Raw genomic sequence first — 20,437 nt, 5'->3', positions numbered from 1 at the left:
CGACCGACCGCCGCGCCCGACGTACGGGTTCTTCGACGTTTGTCCCGGGCCTCGACGGGAAACGGGCCGCAATGACGAAACCTCGTGTGGTGATCGTGGGGGCCGGGTTCGCCGGTTACCACGCGGCGAAGACGTTGAGCCGCCTCGCCCGGGACCGGGCCGAGATCGTGCTGCTGAACTCCACCGACTACTTCCTCTACCTGCCGTTGCTGCCCGAGGTGGCCGCCGGGGTGGTCGAGCCCAAGCGGATCGCCGTGCCGCTGACCGGGACGCTCAAGGGCGTGCGGGTCGTGATCGGCGAGGCGGACCACGTGGACCTCCAGAACCGCTGGGTCGGCTTCACGCAGCCGGAGGGGGACCAGAACCGGCTGGCGTACGACCGGCTCGTGCTCGCCGTGGGCAGCGTCAACAAGCTGCTGCCCATCCCCGGGGTGACCGAGTACGCGCACGGCTTCCGTGGCCTGCCCGAGGCGGTCTACCTGCACGACCACGTGATCCGCCAGATCGAGTTGGCCGAACAGGCCGAGGACCCGGCCGAGCAGCAGGCCCGGTCCACCTTCGTGGTGGTCGGCGCGGGCTACACCGGCACCGAGGTCGCCGCGCACGGGCAGCTGTTCACCGACGCGTTGCAGGCTCAGCGGCCCCGGCTCACGGTCCGTCCCCGCTGGATGCTGCTCGACATCGCCCCCCGGGTGCTGCCGGAGCTGGACAAGCGGATGTCGCAGACCGCGCACAAGGTGCTCGACCGGCGCGGGGTGGACGTGCGGATGGGCACCTCGGTGGCCGAGGCGACCGCCGACGGGGTGAAGCTCACCGACGGCGAGTACGTGCCGACCTGCACGCTGGTGTGGTGTGTGGGGGTGCGCCCCGACCCGTTCGTCAGCGAGCTGGGCCTGCGGACCGAGAAGGGCCGTCTGGTGGTCGACGAGTTCCTCACCGTCCCCGGTTACACCGAGGTGTACGCCTGCGGCGACGCCGCGGCGGTGCCCGACCTGACCCGCCCCGGCCAGGTCTGCACGATGACCGCCCAGCACGCCCAGCGGCAGGGCAAGCGCGTGGCGCACAACATCGCCGCGTCGTACGGGTTCGGTCAGCGCAAGCCGTACAAGCACCACGACCTGGGCTGGGTGGTCGATCTGGGCGGCAAGGCCGCGGCGGCGAACCCGTTGCACGTGCCGCTGGCCGGGCTGCCCGCGAAGGCGGTCACCCGCGCGTACCACCTGATGGCGATGCCGGGGAACCGGACGAGGGTCAGCGCCGACTGGGCGTTGGACGCCACGCTGTCCCGGCAGGCGGTCCAGCTCGGCCTGGTCCCGGCGAACGCGGTACCGCTGGAGAGCACCTCACCCGAGGTCGCGGCCCGGTCCCGCTGACGCTGGCGGGTCGGGGCGCAGCCGGGCCGGGCCGTACTCGCGCAGCAGGGTCTGGACGATGCCGGCGGCGGGGATGGCCAGCAGGGCGCCGAGCAGGCCGGCCAGCTCCGCCGCGAGGAGCACGCTGACCAGCACGGTCAGCGGGTTCAGCCGGACCGCGCGGGCCAGGATGAGCGGCTGGAGCAGGTGGTTCTCCACCTGCTGGTAGACCACGAAGAAGACCAGCACCACCACGCCGGCGGTGGAGGAGTGCAGGAAACCGGCCCCGGCCGCGATCACCGCTCCCAACGTCGCCCCGACCAGCGGTATCAGGTCGGCCACCGCCACCAGCAGGGCGATCACGGCGGCGAACGGCACCCCGGTGAGAGCGAGCACCACGAAGGTCAACGCACCGCAGATCACGCTGATCACCAGGTTGCCGGTGAGGTAGCCGGTGACGGTCCGGGACACCTCGCGGCCCACCCGGCGCAACCGCTCGCGCTGGCCGTCCCCGGCCGCCGCGAGCACGCGTCTGGTGATCCGCGGCGCCTCCAGCACCATGAGGTACGCCAGCACGATGACCGTGACCAGCCCGGCGACCGTCTCCACGACGCCGCGCAGCACGCCGACCGCCGGCTCGCGCAGCCGGGTGCCGAAGGTGCGTAGCTGCTCGGAGTGTTCGGACACGTACCGCCGGGCGCCGGTGCGCTCCACCAGGTGCCCCAGTGGGCCCCGGCCGGCGCGCGCGTCGCGCAGCAGCTCCGGCGCCCGCTCGGCGAACCGGCCCAGCTCGTTGATCAGCGGTGTCAGGATGACCGCGGCCAGGATCGCCAGCACCACGAACGCGGCGAGGAACACCAGCAGCGTGGCCAACGCCCGCCGCCGCACGAACCGGTGTTGGAGCCGGTCCACCAGGGGCTTGAGCGCGACGGCGAAGAAGGCGGCCACCACGGTCCAGACCAGCACCCGGCGGGTCGCGTACACGAAGGCCAGCGCGAACGCGGTCGCCAGCACCAGACCGATCACGATCAGGGTCCGGCGGGCGGTCACCCGCGTGTCGGCGTTGCTCATCCGGCGCGGCTTCCCCAGGGTCACCTCGGGAAACCCGGCGCCCGCGCGGATCACCCGGTGGTGTGCGGCCGGCCGCCGGGCGTCAGGTGATCATTTCTGTGCGGGGTTGTCGGCGTCCGTGACCGGTCGGGCGCCGGCGACGAAACCGTCCAGCGCGGCAGCGTGCAGCAGACCGCCGGGCACCGGGTCACGCAGGGCGGCCACCGCCAGCCGGCCGACCGGCAGCCCGCCGGGCCGGGGTGTCGCGGCGAGCACCAGGTTGCCGTAGCGCCGGCCGCGCAGCATCCGCCGGTCGCCGAGCACGCACACGTCGCCGAAGACCGCCCGCAGCGTCGCCACCTGCACGCGGGTGCCGACCAGGGGCGGCAGGTCCGTGACGTTGACCAGGTACAGCCCGTCCGGGCGCAGGGTGCGTGCCACCTCGGCCGCGAACTCCACGGTGCGTACGTGTCGTGGCATCCGGGCCGCCCGGTAGATGTCGGCGACCACCAGGTCGTAACGGCCGGCCGGGCTGGCGGCGACGGCCTCCCGGGCGTCGGAGATCTGCACGTCCACCTCGGGCGGCAGCGGCGGGAGTTCCCGTGCGACCAGCTCGACCACCGACGGGTCCCGCTCGATGACGCGCTGCGGGGAGCCGGGCCGGGTGGCGGCCAGCCAACGGGGCAGCGTGAACGCGCCGCCGCCGAGGTGCAGCACGCTCAGCGGGTCGCCCGGTGGGGCCGCCAGCTCCACCGCTGAGGCGATCCGCCGGACGTACTCGAAGTGCAGGTGCCGGGGATCGTCGACGTCCACGTACGACTGCTCGACGCCGCCGGAGAGCAGCATCCGTCCGCTCCGGCGGACCGGATCGGCGACCAGTTCCAGCCGGTCGGCGGCGCGGTTCATGTCCGGCACGCTAGCCGAGCCGCCGGAGCGGGACGGCACGGCGGGGGCCGGCGGCGCGGGGTGTGCCCCGCGTCCGCCGGCCCGTGTGCGCCGATGTGCCCGGTCAGCCGCCGGCCATCCCGGCGCCCACCTCGTCGATCGCGTCGTCGATCCGGTGGGCGAGGTCCACGTCGAGCGCGGTCACCCCGTCTGCCTGGTTGGTCCGCACGGTCAGCACGGCGGCCGTGTCGCCGGGGCGCCCGATGCTCGGGGCGCGCCCGGTCTCCGCGCGTAGCTGGTCGAGCCGGTCCAGCACCCGGTCCAGGTTGTCCGACGGCAGCGCGACCACCCGGTACAGCGCGTCACTGTCGCCGGCCCAGTACGGCAGGTCGTCCAGCGCCGTCCGCAGCTCGGCCGCGTCCAGGGTGGGTGTGGTGGTGGAGGCGCCGACGAGGCCCCCGCCGGCCTCCGGCGGGTTCAGCAGGTCCCGCAGGCCGTCGGGTACGTGCAGCGACTCGACCAGGTCGCCGTCCTGCTCGGCGAGCGCGGCGAGCGTCGCCTCCGCGTGGTAGCGGGCCTGCTCCGGGCTGCGGCCGCTGATCCGGCCCACCTCGGCCAGGAAGCCGGGCAGGTCGCGGTGCCGCTCGACGCCGTCGACGGGCAGCACGTCGTGCAGTGAGGTCGGTACCGCGGTGAGCAGCCGCTGCCGCTCCGCCGCCTCGAGCGCGAAGGCGAGGACCAGCACGGTCGCCTCGGTGCCCACCTTGGCCGTCTTGAAGTCGACGCCGGCCCGGCGCCGGACGTCCTCGACCAGCTCCTGGTAGCCCACGCTGCTCGCCCCTGCGGCGCCGGCCGGCGGGGACGGCTGCGGCCGCGGATTGTCCGCCGTGCCGACCGGCGGCGGGGCCGGTCCACCGCGCGTGCTGTCCTGTTTGCGGTGCCCGGCCGACGCCGGCCCGGCCCGCTTGCCCTGATCGAGGCTGGTGATCTGCTTGGAGGCGCTCAGGCTGGCGCCGAACTCACTGGGCTGGCGACCCTGTTCGCGGGCCTGCCGGGCCAGCGCCCGGCGCCGTTGGTTGTCGCCCTCCATCTGCTTGCGCATGGTGACACCCCTTCCGCTGGGGATCGTGCCTGCGTCCGTCGCCTTCCCGCCGTGCCGGGCACCGAAACGGACGCCGCCGGGGCGGGCCGGGCGAGCGTCGGTGGGCTTCATCCGGGGTGGGTGATGGACGCTCACCCGTCCCGCCCACAGGATCAGTTCAGGACCGGAGTTCTTCCGAGGTACGCGGAAGGAAGGTCGTCATGAAACGGATCGTCGAGATCGTCCCCGCCCGACCCGGTTGGTACGCCCGCTGGCAGCTCACGCCAGACGCCACGCGGTCCTACCCGGTGAGCCTGTGGGCGCTGCTGGAGGAGGCCGACGGGACCGGCCGTGAAGTGGTCGGCATGGACTGCATCGGTCAGTGGCCGGGCGCGGACGACAACGAGTCCGGTGCGGATTTTGTCCGCTATCTGTACCAGACGCCCGATTCCGGGGCACCCGAGGACGCCGACGGCGCGCCGACCGCCGAACTACGCGAGAGCGGGCCCCGGCTCCAGCCGATGACCGCACCCTAGACATTCCTCCGGCCCCCGACCCCAGGTCCCAGGGTCGGGGGCCACCCCCCTTTGGGGCGCGGCCGGAGCGCACCGCTGCGCCAGTGCCTGCAGGCCCTGCACCGGGTGGAGTCGCACCCGGGTCGGCTGCTGCGGCTGCTCAACGACGCGCTGCTGGAGACGACCCAGGCGCACGGCCAGGGCCGCTTCGCCACCATCGTGCTCGGCGTCGCCCGGCCGGAGCGCGAGGGTGGCCTGACTCTCACCATGGCCGGCGGTGGGCACCTGCCGCCGCTGGTGCTGCGGGCCTCCGGCGAGGTGGAGACCGTGCCACTGCGCGGCATGCTCATCGGCGTGGTGCCCGACCCACGCGTCGGCGAGGTGACCGTCCGACTGGCCCCGGGCGAGACCTGCCTGCTCTACAGCGACGGGGTGACCGAGGCCCGTGGTGGCCGCCGTGGGGACGAGCAGTTCGGCCCGGAGCGGCTCGTCACGGCGGTGACCGGCTGCCAGCGGATGCCGGCGCCCGCCGTGGCCGAGCGGGTCGAGCAGGTCACCTGCGACTGGCTGGCACACGGTGACCACGACGACATCGCGGTGCTGGCACTGCGCGCGGTCAGCCCGAGCGGGCGACCGTCGCGGCACCTGCACTCAGTGCCCGCACCGGCCCGGGCCGACCAGCAGAGGGAGACCTGAGCGTGACCGCGCCGTCCACCGCAGCCGACCTGACCGACGTCTACCCCGGCTATCTGGACCGCCTCGCCGACGCCGACGAGTACGCGGCGATCGACGTGGCGCTCGGCCTGCTCGACGCGGGCGTGCCGGCCGAGCGGGTGCTGCTCGACCTGGTCGCGCCGGCCCAGTCGGAGGTGGGCGAGCGGTGGGCGCGCAACGAGTGGAGCGTCGCCCAGGAGCACGCCGCCACCCACATCGGCGAGCGGGTGGTGGCGGCGGTCGCCGCGCACGCCAACCCGCGTCCGACCGGTGGGCGGGTCGTCGTGGCCTGCATGGACGGCGAGTGGCACGCGCTGCCGCCCCGGCTGGTGGCCGAGGTGCTGCGGCTGCGCGGGTGGCAGGTGACCTTTCTGGGCGCGAGCGTCCCGGCGGCGCACCTGGTGTCGTACCTGCACCAGCACGACGCGCACGCGGTGGCGCTGGCCTGCGCGCTGCCGGTACGGCTGCCACACGCGCACCGCATGATCGAGGCATGCCGCCGTTCGGACGTGCCGGTGGTGGTCGGCGGTCGCGGGTTCGGTGCGGACGGCCGGTGGGCCCGTCGGCTGGGTGCCCCCTGGGCGGCGGACGCGCCGGCGGCGGCCGAGCTGATCGCGGACGAGCGGGCGCTGCGTCGGGTGCCACCGGCGCAGCTGTCGCACCTGGCCGACGACGAGTACGCCAGCCTGGTCCGGCGCCGGGGTGAGCTGATCGACAGCGCGCTGGCCGACCTGCGCGAGCGGGTGCCGGCGACCCGGGCGTACACGCCCGCCCAGCTCGACTCGACCGTGAGTGATCTGGGCCATATCGTCGACTTCCTGGCCGCCGCGCTCTACGTCGACGACGCCTCGCTGTTCACCGAGTTCGTCGGGTGGCTGGTGGGGATCCTGATCAGCCGTGGGGTGCCGGCCGCCGCGGTGGACCTGCCCCTGGAGCACTACGCCGCCGCGCTACGCGACTTTCCCCGGGCGGTGCGCGCGCTAACCCTGGGCCGGGCCGCGCTGCCCGCCGCCGGGGGCAGTGCCGCCGGCTGATCGCCGCCGGGGAGTGCCGGGCATTGGGTCGCCAGCGAGCGATATACCTCAGAGTCATAGTTATGCCTCACAGGTATATCGCTCACGACACCGGCCGCCCGGAGCATGGCGACGTCCACCGGGTCCGAACGCGCCAGCGAGCACTCGATCACCGCGCCACTCGCTCGGCGGGGTGCCCCTGCTTATACTTGCCGCACTGCAAACGTCCCACCCATCAGTGGTGGAGCGAAGGGGGAGCACGGTGACGTTCAGCGTCAGGCACGCCGGGCGCGACGGCGACGGCTACTGCCTGCGGCTCGCCGGTGAGCTTGACCTGAGCACCGCGCCCGAGCTGGCCACCGCGATCGAGCGGCTCGCCGACGCGGGCGAGAGCCGCTTCCTGCTCGACCTCACCGACCTCACCTTCTGCGACTCCACTGGAATGGCCGTTTTCGTTCGGGGGGACAACCGGGCCGCCGCCGAGGGCGGCTGGTTGCGGCTCACCGGCGCCAGCGGGCGGGTCGAGCGGGTGTTGCGGGTCACCGGCCTCGCCGACGTGTTGCACTACCAACCGGACGCCGTCGACCCGGCGTCCCACAGCGCCCTCTGATGGGCTAGATTTCCCCGCCGACACGGTGACCGTCTGGTCCCGTCCCCGCTGAGCCGAGGCAGGTAGTGATGGGCGCAGACAGCCCGCAGCCGGTACGCATCCTGGTGGTGGATGACGACCCGGGCGACGTGCTGATGATCGAGGAAGCGTTGGCGGACTCCGACGTGGACAAGGTCATTGACGTGGTGAGCGACGGCGAGGAGGCGATGGAGTTCCTCCGCGCCGAGGGGCGGCACCTGGAGGCCCGCCGGCCGGACGTCATCCTGCTGGACCTGAACATGCCACGGATGGACGGGCGGCAGGTGCTCGGCGCGGTGAAGCAGGACGAGGACCTGCGGACCATCCCCATCGTGGTGCTGACCACCTCGAACGCGGACACCGACATCGTGGGCAGCTACACGCTGCAGGCCAACGCGTACGTCACCAAGCCGATCGACCTGGACGACTTCAACGACGTGGTGCGCCGCATCGACGAGTTCTTCGGCCGGGTGGTCGTGCTGCCGAAGCGCGGCTGACCTCTCCGGCGCGGACCGCGCACCCCGCGCGCTCGGATGCTGAACAATTTTCCCGAACACCCTCGGCCGCTCCCGTCGCGACCGAGGATCCAGGTGGGAAGAAACAGCAGCTGCCTGGGGGCGACAGTATGAGGTTCTCCGTCGTTGAGACCGGTTACGACCAGCGGCAGGTGGATTCCTGCCTGGATGAGCTGGCGATCCGGTTGTCCCGGCTCGCGGCGCGGGCGGAGGGCGCCGCCGGGACCGCTCGGGTCTGGGACGAGATCCGCGAGGAGGCGACCTGGCTCAGCGGGCTGCTCCAGCGGCTGGATCTGGGCGACGCCGCGAGCACCCGGCGTGCTGGTGACGCGGTGCGGCGGGAGGCGGCCGAGATCCTGGCCCAGGCACGGATCGAGCTGGACGAGGCCCGCGAGGAGGCCCGGCAGGTACGCGAGCGGGCGTACGCGGAGGCCATGCAGGCCCGGCGCGACTTCGAGGCGGCGCTGGACGCCCGCCGGCGACGCGAGGCGCGGGTGGACGAGATCCTCGGCGGGGTGACCGCCGAGCAGGTACCCACCGACACCCCGACCGCGGCGGCGGGCACGGGCGTACCGGCGACGCGGGTGGCCGCTGGCGGCCGGGACGTGGGCATGGAGCCGCCGGCCGGGCGGGACGGCGCCCACAACCGCTGACGCGCACCGAGGGGGTGCATCGGTCGCCTGGCGACCGCCGTGCGCGCCCTCAGGCGGTCAGGGCCGCCGCGACGGTCGTCGCCCGCTCCTCGTGCTGGGCGTACGCGTCGGGGAAGGCGGAGATCTGCACGGCCTGGGCGGCGGCCGTGACGCTCATGTCCTGCCAGCCCGGGATCTCGTTGAGCGCCTCGTAGAAGGCCCGGGCGGCGTACGACGGGCGCATCAGCTCGGCCACCGTGCCCCAGCCGCTGCTGGGCCGCTGCTGGAACAGGCCGACCGAGTCGTGGTCGAAGCCGCTGCCCTGGTTCGGGTACTGCGCCGACTCCGGCAGCACGTCGCTGGCCAGGTTGTAGAGGTTGCTCTCCTGCATGGCCGTGGCCAGCGCCACCACCAGCGCGCGGCGCGGCATCTTCATCTCCAGCCCGACGTCAACGATGATCTTGGCGTTGTCCATCTGGGCCTGGTCGAGTCCGGCGACCGGTCGGGGTCGGCGCGGCTTGACCGGCTTCTTGACTGCCTTGCGCACGGCGGTACGCGTGGGGGTGGGCTTCGGGGTCGGGCTGGGGATGACCCGCGCGGGGGCGGCCTCGCGGTCCAGCGACCGGGAGGCGCGCTCGTCGGCGATGGCGGCGCGGTCGGCAACCGCCTCGGCCAGCGACTCCACCGGGCGGGTGGTGTCCTCGCCGCCTCGGGCGGTGGTGACCGCGACCAGGCTCAGGCAGCAGGTGACACCGGTGGCCAGGGCCACCCGGAGCGGGGTCGAGCCCAGCAGGGCGCGGCGGGGTGGCTCGGAGGCCCGGTGACGGCCGATCGTCCGTTCGGTTGATGCGGCGTCGCTCGAAAGGGTCGTCGGGCGCGCGTCGGTCAGCTTCTGCTCGGAGGGGTCGTCGCGATGCACTCGCCGAGGCTAAAGAACTGCTTTCCCGATTCCACCGGCCCGTACGGTGGCATGCGCCACAATTTGTCCCGATCTTGGGGACAATAAGGGGCAACAACCCCGCAAAGACGATCAACCTCGCCATTCGGGCTAGCCGGGTATTCCCGATTCGCCGGTCAAAGCCGGTCGCCGTCGACGTCATCAGCATCCGTTTCGGCGGCTCTTCACGACTCACTCCTACGGCCGATGCCTGGTCCACCGAACACCCGAGACCCCGGCATGGCCGTTCGGTGGACGCACGACCCAGGTGGCGACCGGATCAGTGCCGGCCGTTCTCCGCCGGGGTGACGGTCAACCGGTGCCGGCTGTTGTCGCCGCTGGAGAACGGCCAGAGCCGGTCGGCGTACTCGACCAGGTCGGCCAGTTGCTGCCGGCTCAGACCGGCGGAGGAGATCGAGGCGTGCACGTCGGCCCGGTACCGGCCGTCGTCGTCGCGCCCCAGCTTCGCCTCAGCCCGCACCTGAACGGTGTGCGCCTCGTCGGTGATCTCCCCGGCAGCCTCCACCGCCGCGTGGTGCAGGCAGGACGCGAAGGCGGCGGCCAACAACTGCTCCGGCCGCAACCCGGTGCAGTGCGCCGCCAGCGGCGAGGCCAGCGCGGAGGAGAGTCCGCCATCGTCGGTGCGTACGTGACCGCCCTCGGCGGTCGCGGTGGCCTCATGCAGCCAGGAACTCGGATCCGGCATCGCGTTCCTCCCGTCGCTCACCGGCCCGAGTTCCCGACCCTCGCGCGGCGAAACGCCGAGCGGTCAGCGCCCGCCGGACCGGTCCGGCCCGTCGGCCACCCGCACCGCCTCGGTGGCCTCCATCGCGGCCTGCTCGGTCCACGGCGACGTCGCAGCCGATCGGCGTGCCGTGGGCGCCAGCATCGGCACGTACACCCGGGCGTCCACCGCCTCGGCCAGCAGCAGCGCGGCGACCAGGCTGGTCGGACGCCGCGCCGGGTCCTCGGCCAGGCAGGAGCGGCACAGCTCGGCCACCTCCGGCGGGAGCCCGTCGATTTCGGGCAGCGGTTCCGCCGGCCGCCGGCGGCGTGCGCCCAGCAGCTCGACGGTGCTGTCCGCCGCGTACGGCAGCCGGCCGGTGAGGCAGTAGTAGAGCAGCACGCCGAGGGCGTACATGTCGGCCGCCGGCGTGGCCGGCGCGCCGTCGAACTGCTCGGGTGCCAGGTACGCCGGAGTGCCGACGATGATCCCTTCCGGCGTCGGGTCCGACGCCCCGGCCGGGCTGGCGATGCCGAAGTCGAGCACCTTCACCCCCGAGGGGGTGAGCATGATGTTGGCCGGCTTGACGTCGCGGTGCACGATGCCGTTCGCGTGCGCGGCGGCCAGCGCCGCGCCGACCTCCGCGCAGACCCGGACCGAGATCCGCCAGTCCAGCGGACCGGCCCGCAGGTGCGCGGCGAGTGTCTCCCCCTCGGCCAGCTCCATCACGATGTACGGCACCTGGCGACCGGGCAGCGCGGAGGAGGAGGTGCCGAAATCGTGCACGCTCGCCACGTTCGGGTGCACCAGGCGGGCCGCGGAGCGGGCCTCGGCCTGGATGCGCTCCACCGGGCCGTGCTGGCCGTCCGCGCCGGGCGAGATCAGCTTCACCGCGACCGGCCGGTCCAGCACCCGGTCGTGGGCTCGCCACACCTCGGACATGCCGCCGACGCCGATGCGCTGTTCGAGCCGGTATCGCCCGTCCAGCGTGCGCATCGACCGCTCCTCGCCTCGTCCCGCCGGCGGCGGTTGCTTCGTTCGCGGTACCCGGGCTCCGAGCTGGGCAAACCGTCGGCCAAATCGCGAGCCGCCGGGCCCGCCCACCCGCTGCGATACGGGCGGTGGGTGCGGTAGCTTGCGAGCCAGGGCCGGTGTCACCGAACGTGCCGGCACGGTCACCCGAGGGGACGCCGCGATGGGCGAGGTCACCGTACGCTTCGTCGGCGGGCCCGCTGACGGCCTGGTGCGGGAGGTGCCGGCCGGGCCAGACGGCGCCCCGCCGCAGCGTTGGATCATGCGGCACCCGGACGGCACCGGGCCGGTGCAGGCCGGCCCCGACCACCTCTACGAGCGCGACCGGCCCGACGGCCTGGGCGGTTGGAGCATGCGGTTCGTACGCACCGACCCGTTCGGGGTGTCCGAGTGACCCCGGGGCGGAGCTGAACGGCGGTGACACCGACGCGCCGCCGACCCGTCCGCACAGCCGGCACACAGGTGCCGCAGAGGCGTGCCACAGCTGCCGCGCCCACGATGGGGGACATGGTCATGGACGGGCAGACCGCGCCCAGCCGGATCGAGCTGCGCCGCCCCGACGGCGAGCCGGTCCGGGTGCTGGTGGTCGACGACGAGCCGACGCTGACCGACCTGCTGTCGATGGCGCTGCGCTACGAGGGCTGGCAGGTGCGCAGCGCCGGCAACGGCATGGCGGCGTTGAGCACCGCGCGGCAGTTCCAGCCGGACGCCGTGGTGCTCGACGTGATGCTGCCCGACCTGGACGGCTTCCAGGTGCTGCGCCGGTTGCGCGAGCAGTCGCCCACCGTGCCGGTGCTCTTCCTGACCGCCCGGGACGCGGTCGAGGAGCGCATCGCCGGGCTGACCGTCGGCGGCGACGACTACGTCACCAAGCCGTTCAGCCTGGAGGAGGTGATCGCCCGGCTGCGCGCCCTGCTGCGCCGCTCCGGCTTCGCGATCGCCACCCGGGAGGACGCGGTGCTGACCGTCGGCGATCTCAGCCTCGACGAGGACAGCCACGAGGTCCGGCGGGACGGCCAGCTCATCACCCTGACCGCGACCGAGTTCGAGCTGCTGCGCTTCCTGATGCGCAACCCGCGCCGGGTGCTCAGCAAGGCGCAGATCCTCGACCGGGTGTGGAACTACGACTTCGGCGGCCAGGCCAACGTCGTCGAGCTGTACATCTCGTACCTGCGCAAAAAGATCGACGCCGGCCGGGCACCGATGATCCATACGTTGCGCGGCGCGGGCTATGTCCTCAAGCCGGCCGAGTGACCCGGGCGACCGGCCGGGCCGCCGACCGGTGCGAGCCGCCCGCCGGTGGCTGGCCGGCCGGTCGTTGCGTACCCGGTTGGTGCTCGCCCTGGTCTCGCTGCTCGCGCTGGTCAGCGTCGCCATCGGCGGGCTCACCACGGTGGCGCTGCGGCACTTCCTGATCGACCGGCTCGACGCCCAACTGGCCCCCTCCACGGTGATGCGGGGCGCGGGTCGGCCGGCCTTCCCCGGCAGCGGGCCGGCCATCCCGCCCGGACTGCCGCCCGGCACCGTGGTAGCCGACATCACCGGCAACCGGGTGACGGCCGCGTCGACGCTGACCCGCAGCCCGTCCAGCGGGGACCCCTTCCCCGACGAGAAACCTGTTCCGGCCGACGAGGTCGCCGCGCTGGCCGCCCTGCCGGTCGGCGCCGAGCCGCGCACGGTCGACCTCGGCGACCGCGGCGAGTACCGCGCCGTCGCCCGGCAGTTCCGCGACGGCCGGGTGCGGGTCGTCGCGCTGCCGCTGGCCGGCGTGCGGGAGACCGTCTGGTGGATGATCGCCGCGCAGGCCGGGGTGGCCACCGTCGGGCTGCTCATCGCCGGCACTGCCGGCGCGCTGATCGTCCGGGCCACGCTGCGACCGCTGAACCGGGTGGCCGCCACCGCCACCCGGGTCACCGAGCTGCCGTTGGACCGCGGCGAGGTGGCCCTCGCCGTGCGGGTGCCGGCGGCGGACACCGATCCGCGTACCGAGGTCGGCCAGGTCGGCGCCGCGCTGAACCGGATGCTCGGCCACGTCGCCGACGCGCTCGCCGCCCGGCAGGCCAGCGAGACCCGGGTACGCCAGTTCGTCGCCGACGCCAGCCACGAGCTGCGCACCCCCCTCGCCGCGATCCGCGGGTACGCCGAGGTGGCCCGGCGCGGCCGTGGCGAGGTCCCCGCCGACGTGGCGCACGCCCTGCGCCGGGTGGAGTCGGAGAGCACCCGGATGACCAGCCTCGTCGACGACCTGCTGCTGCTGGCCCGGCTGGACACCGGCCGCCCGCTCGCGGTCGACCAGGTCGACCTGTCCGCCCTCGTGGTGGACGCGGTCAGCGACGCGCACGTGGCCGGCCCGGAACACCGTTGGCAGCTCGACCTGCCCGAGGTGGTGATCCGGGTCCCCGGCGACGCCGCCCGGCTGCACCAGGTGGTGGCGAACCTGCTGGCCAACGCCCGGGTGCACACCCCGCCCGGCACGGTGGTGACGACCACGCTGGCCGTCGACGGGGACGCGGCCGTGCTCACCGTCGCCGACGACGGGCCCGGGGTGCCGGCGGACCTGCAACCGGAGCTGTTCGAGCGGTTCGCCCGCGGCGACAGCTCCCGGTCCCGGGCGCACGGCAGCACCGGCCTCGGCCTCGCGATCGTGGCGGCGGTGGTGGAGGCGCACCACGGCGCGGTCGCGGTGCACAGCCGGCCGGGCCGGACCGTGTTCACCGTGCGGCTGCCGAATCCCACAGCTGACGCATAGTCCCCAGCTCCGTCCGGTGCAGTGCGCCAATCTGTCCGCTACGGCGTGGACGATCGGCGTACGGTGAGGAACAAGTCCGGCTTTCTGGGTCAAAAGCCTCACCGCTGTACGCCCGGGACGCCGGTGTCGAGACGGCGAGTGAAGGAGCGATCGGTGATCCATCTGGCCTACCTGGACGCGGGATCCGGCAGCCTGATCGTGCAGGCGGTCGTGGGCGGGGTGGCCGGGGCCGCGGTCGCTGCCAAGCTCTACTGGCGACGCCTGGTCGACCGGTTCCGCCGACAGCCCACCGACCAGCGGTGAGTCGGCACGTCCCGGCGATGGCGTTCTCACCCGCGGCGGCCCGGCCCGAGCCGGCCTCCTTCCGCGATCCGGCCAACCGGGTCTTCCATGTCGGCGACGAGGTGCTGCGCGGGCTGGACGCGCAGGCCGCCGAGCACTGGCGGGCGCTGCGAGCCACCGCCTTCTTTCCGGCGCTGGTTGCCGCGGGCAAGGTCTGCGCTACCGAGGACGCGCCACCGGCGCTGGTGCCCGCGTCCGCCGGGGAGCCGTGGGCGGCGGTGCTGCGCCACGAACGCATCCCGTTCGTCTCCCACCCGTACGAGTGGTCCTTCAGCATGCTGCGCGACGCCGCGCTGCTGCACCTGGAGATCCTGCGCGCCGCGCTCGCCGACGGCTTCACCACCAAGGACGGCTCGGCCTACAACCTGCAGTGGCGTGGCGCCGAGGCGGTCTTCATCGACATCGGCTCCTTCGAACCGGTACGCGACGGCGAGCCGTGGGCCGGCTACCGGCAGTTCTGCCAGACCGTGCTCTACCCGTTGCTGCTCACCGCCCACCTGGGGGTGGACTTCCAGTCCTGGCTGCGCGCCCGGGTCGACGGCATCGAGGCCGAGCAGCTCCGCCCGCTCTTCGCCGGAACCCGCCGGCTACGCCCCGGCGTACTGACCCACGTGCACCTGCACGGCGCGATGCAGCAGCGCAACGCCGCCGCCAGCACCACCGACGTACGCGCCCAGCTGCGGGCCGCCGGCTACTCCCGGGAGCTGCTGCTGGCCACCGTACGCGGCATCGAGAAGCTGGTCCGCCGGCTGGACCGGCGCCCCGCGGACAGCCACTGGTCGGACTACCAGCGCACATGCGGCTACTCCGCTCAGGACCGGGCGGCCAAGGAGCGGTTCGTGTCCGCCGCGCTGACCGCCGGCGCCCGGCCGCGCCTGGTGCTCGACCTGGGCGCCAACGACGGCCGGTACGCCCGGCTGGCGGCCGAGCACGCCGACTACGTGGTCGCCGTCGAGCAGGACCCGGCCGTGGTCGACGAGCTGTACCGGGCGCTGCGGGCCGAGGGGCACCGCCGGATCCTGCCGCTGGTGCTGGATCTGGCCGACCCGTCGCCCGGTGGCGGCTGGCGGGGAGTCGAGCGCGCCGGCTTCGCCGAGCGGGCGTCGGCGGACGCGGTGCTCGCCCTGGCCGTGGTGCACCACCTGGCGATCGGACGCAACGTGCCGCTGCCGGAGGTGATCGACTGGCTGGCGGGGCTGACGGCGCCGAGCGGCGCGGTGGTGGTGGAGTTCGTGCATCCGGAGGACCCGATGGCCCGCCGGCTGCTCGCCAACAAGCCCGAGGGCATCTTTCCGGACTACCGGCGTGACACCTTCGAGCGCCTGCTCGCGGCCCGGGGCCGGATCACCGATCGTCTCGAGCTGCCCTCGGGCACCCGCACGCTCTACCGGGTGGTGATGGGTGGCTGAACCAGCGTCGGCACCCCCACCGGGCCCGCCGGCCGAGAAGCCGGTGACCGGGCGGTGGGACCGGGGCTGGCGCGGTGAACTGTGCCGCCTGCTGGAGGTGGTGGCGCTGGTCGGGCTGGTGGTCACCCAGCCGCTGCTGGACGTGCTCGGCCGCAGTCCCGACTTCTTCCTCTTCCACCGAGCCGACCCGGGGCAGATTCTGCTGCTGGTCGCCCTGGTGGCGGTGGTGCCCACCGTGCCGGGGGCGCTGCTCGGTGCGCTGAGCCGCCTCGCCGGCCGGACGACCCGCGCGCTCACCCACACCGGCCTCGTCGGGCTGCTGCTGGCCGCCCTGGCCGTGCAGGTGGGCCGGCACGTGACGCCGCTTCGGGGCGTACCCCTGCTGCTCGTCGCCGGCCTGGCCGGCGCGGCCGGCGCGGCCGCGCACCGGCGCTGGCGGGCGCCGAGCCGGGTGCTGCGGCTGGCCGCAGTCGGGCCGGTGGCCTTCGTGGCGCTCTTCCTGCTCGGCTCACCCACCTCCGCGGTGGTGCTGCCCCGCGGCGACGGCGGCGCGGCCGGCACCGCGCAGGGTACGGGCGGGCACCCGCCGGTGGTCATGCTGATCCTCGACGAACTGCCGCTGGTCAGCCTGCTCGGCGCCGACGGGCGGATCGACGCGGCCCGGTACCCGCACTTCGCCGAGCTGGCCGGCGGCTCGACCTGGTACCGCAACGCCACCGGGGTCAGCGGCTGGACCCCCAACGCGCTGCCGGCGATGCTCACCGGCCGCTACCCGGCGCGGTCCGCCGCACCGCACTACTCGCAGTACCCGGACAACATCTTCACCGCCTTCGGCGGCCTGTACGACATCCGCGCCGAGGAGAGCATCACCCGGCTCTGCCCGCCCAGCCGCTGCGAGCAGCCGATCGCCCCGGAACAGGGGCTCGACGTGCTCGTGCGGGAAACCGGCAAGCTGCTCGGCCAGGTCGCCGGGCCGACGACCACCCGGGTCGACCCGGAGGACTCGTACCGGGAGCAGACCCGCGCCGAGGCCGGCCTGGACGCCGCCGAGCCGGTGCCGGCCGATCCGAAGTTCCGCTGGGACAGCCTGGACGACAACCAGCCGGCCCGGTTCACCAGCTTCCTGGCCGGGTTGAAGCCGACACCCCGGCCCACCCTGCACTTCCTGCACCTGCTGATGCCGCACTCGCCGTGGGCGTACCTGCCGTCCGGCGCGCGCTACGACGCCCCCGAGGACCTGCCCAACGACGGCGCCGGCTGGGTCGAGCTGGCCCGACAGCGGCACCTCGCCCAACTGGGCTACACCGACCGGCTGATCGGCGAGACGGTGCGCACGCTGCGCGCCAGCGGCCTCTACGACCAGGCCCTCGTCGTGGTCACCGCCGACCACGGGGTGAGCTTCCGCCCGGGCGCCCAGGGCCGGGGGATGGACGCCATCAAGGCGGCCGCCGGCGAGGTGGCGTGGGTGCCGATGTTCCTCAAGGAGCCCGGGCAGCGGGCCGGGCGCGTGGACGACCGCAACTGGGAACACGTCGACCTGCTGCCGACCGTGGCCGACGAGGCGGCCATCCGGCTGCCCTGGCGGGTCGACGGCCGTTCCGCCCGGCAGGCCCCGCGCACCGACGGCACAAAGCACTTCTACGACCGCCCCGGCGAACCGGTCACCTTCCCAGGCGGGGTGCCCGCCCCACCGCCGCTGCCACCGCCGCATCCCCTGGTGGGCACCGATGTCCGCGCCGGCCCGACGGGGGGCAGCGCCAGGGTGGCCGACCTGGCCGCGTTCCGGGCGATGGATCCGGACACCGGCACCCTGCCGGCGCTGGTCTGGGGCGACGTGCCGGACCGGATACCGGACGGCACGCTGCTGGCGGTGGCGGTCAACGGCCGGATCGGGGCGGTGGTCCCGGTGGTGCCGCCGGATCCCGGCGGACGCCGGTTCGCCGCACTGCTCACCGACGACCAGCTGTTCCGGGCCGGCACCAACCAGCTCGACGTCTACCAGGTGGCGACGGACGGTACGCTCCGACGCCTCGCGCTGTCCTGAGCTGGGCTCGCCGTGGTTTCGCGCGGGGTTTCCCGGCTGTCCGGTCGGGAATCGGGTGACGCATACCTCACCGCAGAACCACGGCGGGCGGTGTCGACCGAGCCGCAATTACGGTAGAAGCGAAGGCAATTCAACGTAGATCTGCCGGCGAAGCGAGGAACCACATGACGGAAGTCAAGCTCGATCACCCCGGTGGGCAGCTGTCGATGCCGGTGCATCCTGCGGTCGAGGGCCCCGCCGGTATCGGGGTGAGCAAGCTGCTGAAGGAAACCGGGATGACCACGTACGATCCCGGTTTCGTGAACACCGCGGCTGCCTCATCCGCGATCACCTACATCGACGGCGACGCGGGGATCCTGCGTTACCGGGGATACCCGATCGAGCAGCTGGCCGAGAAGTCCTCCTTCCTGGAGGTCTCGTACCTGCTCATCTACGGTGAGCTGCCGACCGAGCAGCAGCTGACCGAGTTCACCGAGTGGATCCGGCGGCACTCGCTGCTCCACGAGGAGATGCGCCGCTTCTTCGACGGTTTCCCCCGGGACGCCCACCCGATGGCCGTGCTCTCGTCGGCGGTCAGCGCCCTGTCCACCTTCTACCAGGACAGCCTGGACCCGTTCGACTCCGAGCACGTGGAGATCTCGACGGTCCGGCTGATGGCGAAGGTGCCGACCATCGCCTCGTACGCCTACAAGAAGTCCATCGGGCAGCCGCTGCTGTACCCGGACAACTCGCTGGGGTACGTGGACAACCTGCTGCGGATGACGTTCGGCGTGCCGGCGGAGCCGTACGAGGTCGACCCGGTGATGTCGAAGGTGCTGGACATGCTCTTCGTCCTGCACGCCGACCACGAGCAGAACTGCTCCACCTCGACCGTCCGGCTGGTCGGCTCCAGCAACGCCAACCTGTTCGCCTCGGTCTCCGCCGGTGTCAACGCGCTGTTCGGTCCGCTGCACGGTGGCGCCAACCAGGCCGTGCTGGAGATGCTCCAGCAGATCCACGCCGGCGACGACGACGTCCGGTCCTTCGTCCGCAAGGTCAAGGACAAGCAGGACGGCGTCAAGCTGATGGGCTTCGGCCACCGGGTCTACAAGAACTACGACCCGCGGGCGGCGATCGTCAAGAAGGCGGCGCAGGACGTGCTGGGCCGGATGGCCAAGCCGGACCCGCTGCTGGACATCGCCATGGAGCTGGAGGAGATCGCGCTCGCCGACGACTTCTTCGTCTCCCGCCGGCTCTACCCGAACGTGGACTTCTACACCGGCCTGATCTACAAGGCCATGGGCTTCCCCACGAAGATGTTCACGGTGCTGTTCGCGCTCGGCCGGCTCCCTGGCTGGATCGCCCAGTGGCGCGAGATGATCAACGACCCGGAGACCAAGATCGGCCGCCCGCGGCAGGTCTACGTCGGCTCCGCCGAGCGGGACTACGTCCCCTTCGCCAACCGCTGACGTGCAAGGAAGGGCACCTTATTAACGCCTCGTGTAGAGGAAGGGCCCCTTCTTAACACTCCGACAGGACAAGGGCCGCCGACTCATGGTCGGCGGCCCTTGTCGTGCGATCAGTAGCGCGCTTGTTAATAGGGGGCCCTTGCTCTACCGCAGGCGTTAATAAGGTGCCCTTCCTTACACCTCAGCGGAGGCCGGCGGCGGCCAGCAGGTTGCCGTGGGGGAGCGCGGGGAGGGCGCGGCCCTGGGACATGCGCTGTTCGGCGCGCTGGGCGGTGAACGCGGCGTCGGTCGCGATGGCCGCGGCGTAGCTGGCGGCGGTGCGTTGGGCGATCGCGGACCAGCCGTACTGGTCGTGCACCATCTGCCGGGCGCGGCGGGCCAGCGCGCGGGCGCGGTCCCGGTCCGACAGCAGCGCGTGCACGGCGTCGGTCAGCCCGTCCGGGTCGTGCGGTGCGAAGGTCATCCCGGTCACCCCCGGCTCGACGATCTCCGCGAGACCACCGGTGGCGGCCACCGCGAGTGGGGCTCCGGCCGCGGCGCCTTCCAGGGCCACCATTCCGAACGGCTCGTAGATGCTCGGCACCGCGAAGCAGTCGGAGGCGGCCATCAACGCCGGCAGGTCGGTGCCGCCCAGGAAGCCCGGCATGGCGACCATGCCGCCCAGGCCGCGGCGGTGCACCTCGGCTTCCAACTCTGCCCGGTACGGGCCGTCGCCGGCGATCACCACACGCAGCTCGGGGTGCCGCTCGCGCAGCCGTGGCAGCCCGGCGATCAGGTGCTGCACGCCCTTCTCGTAGACCAGCCGACCGGCGAAGGTGACCAGCGGGCCGTCCCCGGCGAACCGGGCCCGGGCGGCGCTCACCGCGGCCGACGGCACTTGCCAGCGGTGCGGCTCCACGCCGTTGGCCACCACGTCGACCCGGCCGTTCGGCACGCCGAACAGCGTGGTCACCTCGTCGCGCATGTACCCCGAGCAGACGATCACCCGGGCGGACTCGTTGCTGAGCCAGTGCTCGACACCGTGGATGGTGCGGTTCATCTCCTCCGGCAGCCAGCCCTGGTGCCGGCCCGCCTCGGTGGCGTGGATGGTGCTCACCAGCGGGATGTCCAGGTGATCGCGCAACGTCATCGCGGTGTGGGCGACGAGCCAGTCGTGGGCGTGGATGACGTCGTAGGTGCCGGCTTCGGTGGCGCGTAGGGCGGTGCGGGTGAGGGTGTGGTTGAAGGCCATGGTCCAGGCGAGTAGGGATTCGGTGGCCAGGGGGAAGGTGGCGGGGTCTTCGGGGGCGCGCAGGATGCGTACGCCGTCGGCGTATTCCTCCAGGGGTGCGCCGTCGGTGTGGCGGGTGACGACGGTGACGTCGTGG

Annotated in this window: 21 protein-coding genes; 14 read left to right on the top strand and 7 right to left on the bottom strand. The window is 73.2% G+C overall.

All coding sequences use genetic code 11. The features are described from left to right. Positions 1-71 precede the first annotated feature (71 nt). A complete protein-coding gene (locus ACWD5O_RS33370) occupies positions 72-1,373 on the top strand; it encodes an NAD(P)/FAD-dependent oxidoreductase (protein WP_450087718.1) in 1,302 nt (433 codons plus the stop codon). On the opposite strand, the gene ACWD5O_RS33365 is transcribed toward ACWD5O_RS33370, so the two are convergent. From ACWD5O_RS33365 to ACWD5O_RS33355, 3 genes are all read right to left on the bottom strand, one after another. Beyond that, on the bottom strand, positions 1,344-2,447 hold the full coding sequence (locus ACWD5O_RS33365) for an AI-2E family transporter (RefSeq protein WP_450087717.1): 1,104 nt from the start codon (positions 2,445-2,447) through the stop codon (positions 1,344-1,346). The two genes, ACWD5O_RS33370 and ACWD5O_RS33365, sit on opposite strands and share 30 nt — an antisense overlap. Before the next feature lie 66 nt (positions 2,448-2,513). After that, on the bottom strand, positions 2,514-3,308 hold the full coding sequence (locus tag ACWD5O_RS33360) for a spermidine synthase (protein ID WP_450087716.1): 795 nt from the start codon (positions 3,306-3,308) through the stop codon (positions 2,514-2,516). A gap of 103 nt (positions 3,309-3,411) precedes the next feature. Beyond that, positions 3,412-4,389: a DUF2267 domain-containing protein gene (locus ACWD5O_RS33355; RefSeq protein ID WP_354967611.1), complete on the bottom strand. Its 978-nt coding sequence runs from the start codon at positions 4,387-4,389 to the stop codon at positions 3,412-3,414. 200 nt (positions 4,390-4,589) lie between these two features. On the opposite strand from ACWD5O_RS33355, the gene ACWD5O_RS33350 reads away from it, so the two are divergent. From ACWD5O_RS33350 to ACWD5O_RS33325, 6 genes are all read left to right on the top strand, one after another. Next, positions 4,590-4,904, top strand: coding sequence for a hypothetical protein (locus ACWD5O_RS33350; protein WP_354967612.1), 315 nt, complete (start codon positions 4,590-4,592; stop codon positions 4,902-4,904). Positions 4,905-4,955: 51 nt separating this feature from the next. After that, complete coding sequence (locus tag ACWD5O_RS33345) at positions 4,956-5,579, top strand: PP2C family protein-serine/threonine phosphatase (RefSeq protein ID WP_450087715.1); 624 nt, start codon at positions 4,956-4,958, stop codon at positions 5,577-5,579. A 2-nt stretch (positions 5,580-5,581) separates the two neighbouring features. Then, positions 5,582-6,631 (top strand): cobalamin B12-binding domain-containing protein, encoded by a 1,050-nt coding sequence (locus ACWD5O_RS33340; protein WP_450087714.1) that lies wholly within the window; start codon positions 5,582-5,584, stop codon positions 6,629-6,631. A gap of 241 nt (positions 6,632-6,872) precedes the next feature. Continuing rightward, entirely contained in the window at positions 6,873-7,220 is a 348-nt protein-coding gene (locus ACWD5O_RS33335; RefSeq protein ID WP_387327957.1) for an STAS domain-containing protein, read from the top strand. 68 nt (positions 7,221-7,288) lie between these two features. Further along, on the top strand, positions 7,289-7,735 hold the full coding sequence (locus ACWD5O_RS33330; protein ID WP_354967617.1) for a response regulator: 447 nt from the start codon (positions 7,289-7,291) through the stop codon (positions 7,733-7,735). Positions 7,736-7,863: 128 nt separating this feature from the next. Next, a complete protein-coding gene (locus ACWD5O_RS33325) occupies positions 7,864-8,406 on the top strand; it encodes an ATPase (RefSeq protein WP_354967618.1) in 543 nt (180 codons plus the stop codon). Positions 8,407-8,455: 49 nt separating this feature from the next. Here ACWD5O_RS33325 and ACWD5O_RS33320 read toward each other — a convergent pair whose 3' ends face one another. From ACWD5O_RS33320 to ACWD5O_RS33310, 3 genes are all read right to left on the bottom strand, one after another. Then, positions 8,456-9,304 carry a hypothetical protein gene (locus ACWD5O_RS33320; RefSeq protein ID WP_450087713.1) on the bottom strand — a complete coding sequence of 283 codons (849 nt, stop codon included), beginning with the start codon at positions 9,302-9,304 and terminating at the stop codon, positions 8,456-8,458. A 298-nt stretch (positions 9,305-9,602) separates the two neighbouring features. Further along, a complete protein-coding gene (locus ACWD5O_RS33315; protein WP_121657400.1) occupies positions 9,603-10,028 on the bottom strand; it encodes an OsmC family protein in 426 nt (141 codons plus the stop codon). Positions 10,029-10,091: 63 nt separating this feature from the next. Next, complete coding sequence (locus ACWD5O_RS33310; protein ID WP_450087712.1) at positions 10,092-11,042, bottom strand: serine/threonine-protein kinase; 951 nt, start codon at positions 11,040-11,042, stop codon at positions 10,092-10,094. 139 nt (positions 11,043-11,181) lie between these two features. Here ACWD5O_RS33310 and ACWD5O_RS33305 point away from each other — a divergent pair, with 139 nt between their 5' ends. From ACWD5O_RS33305 to ACWD5O_RS33275, 7 genes are all read left to right on the top strand, one after another. After that, positions 11,182-11,472, top strand: a complete 291-nt coding sequence (locus tag ACWD5O_RS33305) for a hypothetical protein (protein ID WP_354967621.1) — start codon at positions 11,182-11,184, stop codon at positions 11,470-11,472. A 113-nt stretch (positions 11,473-11,585) separates the two neighbouring features. Further along, positions 11,586-12,332: a response regulator transcription factor gene (locus ACWD5O_RS33300; protein ID WP_450087711.1), complete on the top strand. Its 747-nt coding sequence runs from the start codon at positions 11,586-11,588 to the stop codon at positions 12,330-12,332. 49 nt (positions 12,333-12,381) lie between these two features. Next, positions 12,382-13,827, top strand: coding sequence for a sensor histidine kinase (locus ACWD5O_RS33295; RefSeq protein WP_450087733.1), 1,446 nt, complete (start codon positions 12,382-12,384; stop codon positions 13,825-13,827). 153 nt (positions 13,828-13,980) lie between these two features. Beyond that, positions 13,981-14,130: a hypothetical protein gene (locus ACWD5O_RS33290; protein WP_007459587.1), complete on the top strand. Its 150-nt coding sequence runs from the start codon at positions 13,981-13,983 to the stop codon at positions 14,128-14,130. A gap of 17 nt (positions 14,131-14,147) precedes the next feature. Further along, complete coding sequence (locus ACWD5O_RS33285; protein WP_450087732.1) at positions 14,148-15,578, top strand: class I SAM-dependent methyltransferase; 1,431 nt, start codon at positions 14,148-14,150, stop codon at positions 15,576-15,578. Further along, positions 15,571-17,622, top strand: coding sequence for a sulfatase-like hydrolase/transferase (locus tag ACWD5O_RS33280; RefSeq protein WP_450087710.1), 2,052 nt, complete (start codon positions 15,571-15,573; stop codon positions 17,620-17,622). The genes ACWD5O_RS33285 and ACWD5O_RS33280 overlap by 8 nt, the downstream gene beginning before the upstream one ends. A 164-nt stretch (positions 17,623-17,786) precedes the next feature. Beyond that, positions 17,787-19,070 carry a citrate synthase gene (locus tag ACWD5O_RS33275; RefSeq protein ID WP_450087709.1) on the top strand — a complete coding sequence of 428 codons (1,284 nt, stop codon included), beginning with the start codon at positions 17,787-17,789 and terminating at the stop codon, positions 19,068-19,070. Between the two features lie 181 nt (positions 19,071-19,251). Here ACWD5O_RS33275 and ACWD5O_RS33270 read toward each other — a convergent pair. Continuing rightward, positions 19,252-20,437, bottom strand: a 1,186-nt coding sequence (locus tag ACWD5O_RS33270) for a glycosyltransferase family 4 protein (RefSeq protein WP_450087708.1), incomplete at its 5' end; no start/stop codon positions are given.

Source organism: Micromonospora sp. NPDC005161, from assembly GCF_053599855.1.
The sequence above is the reverse complement of the archived record's forward strand: the minus strand, read 5'-3'. Positions and strand labels throughout refer to the sequence as shown.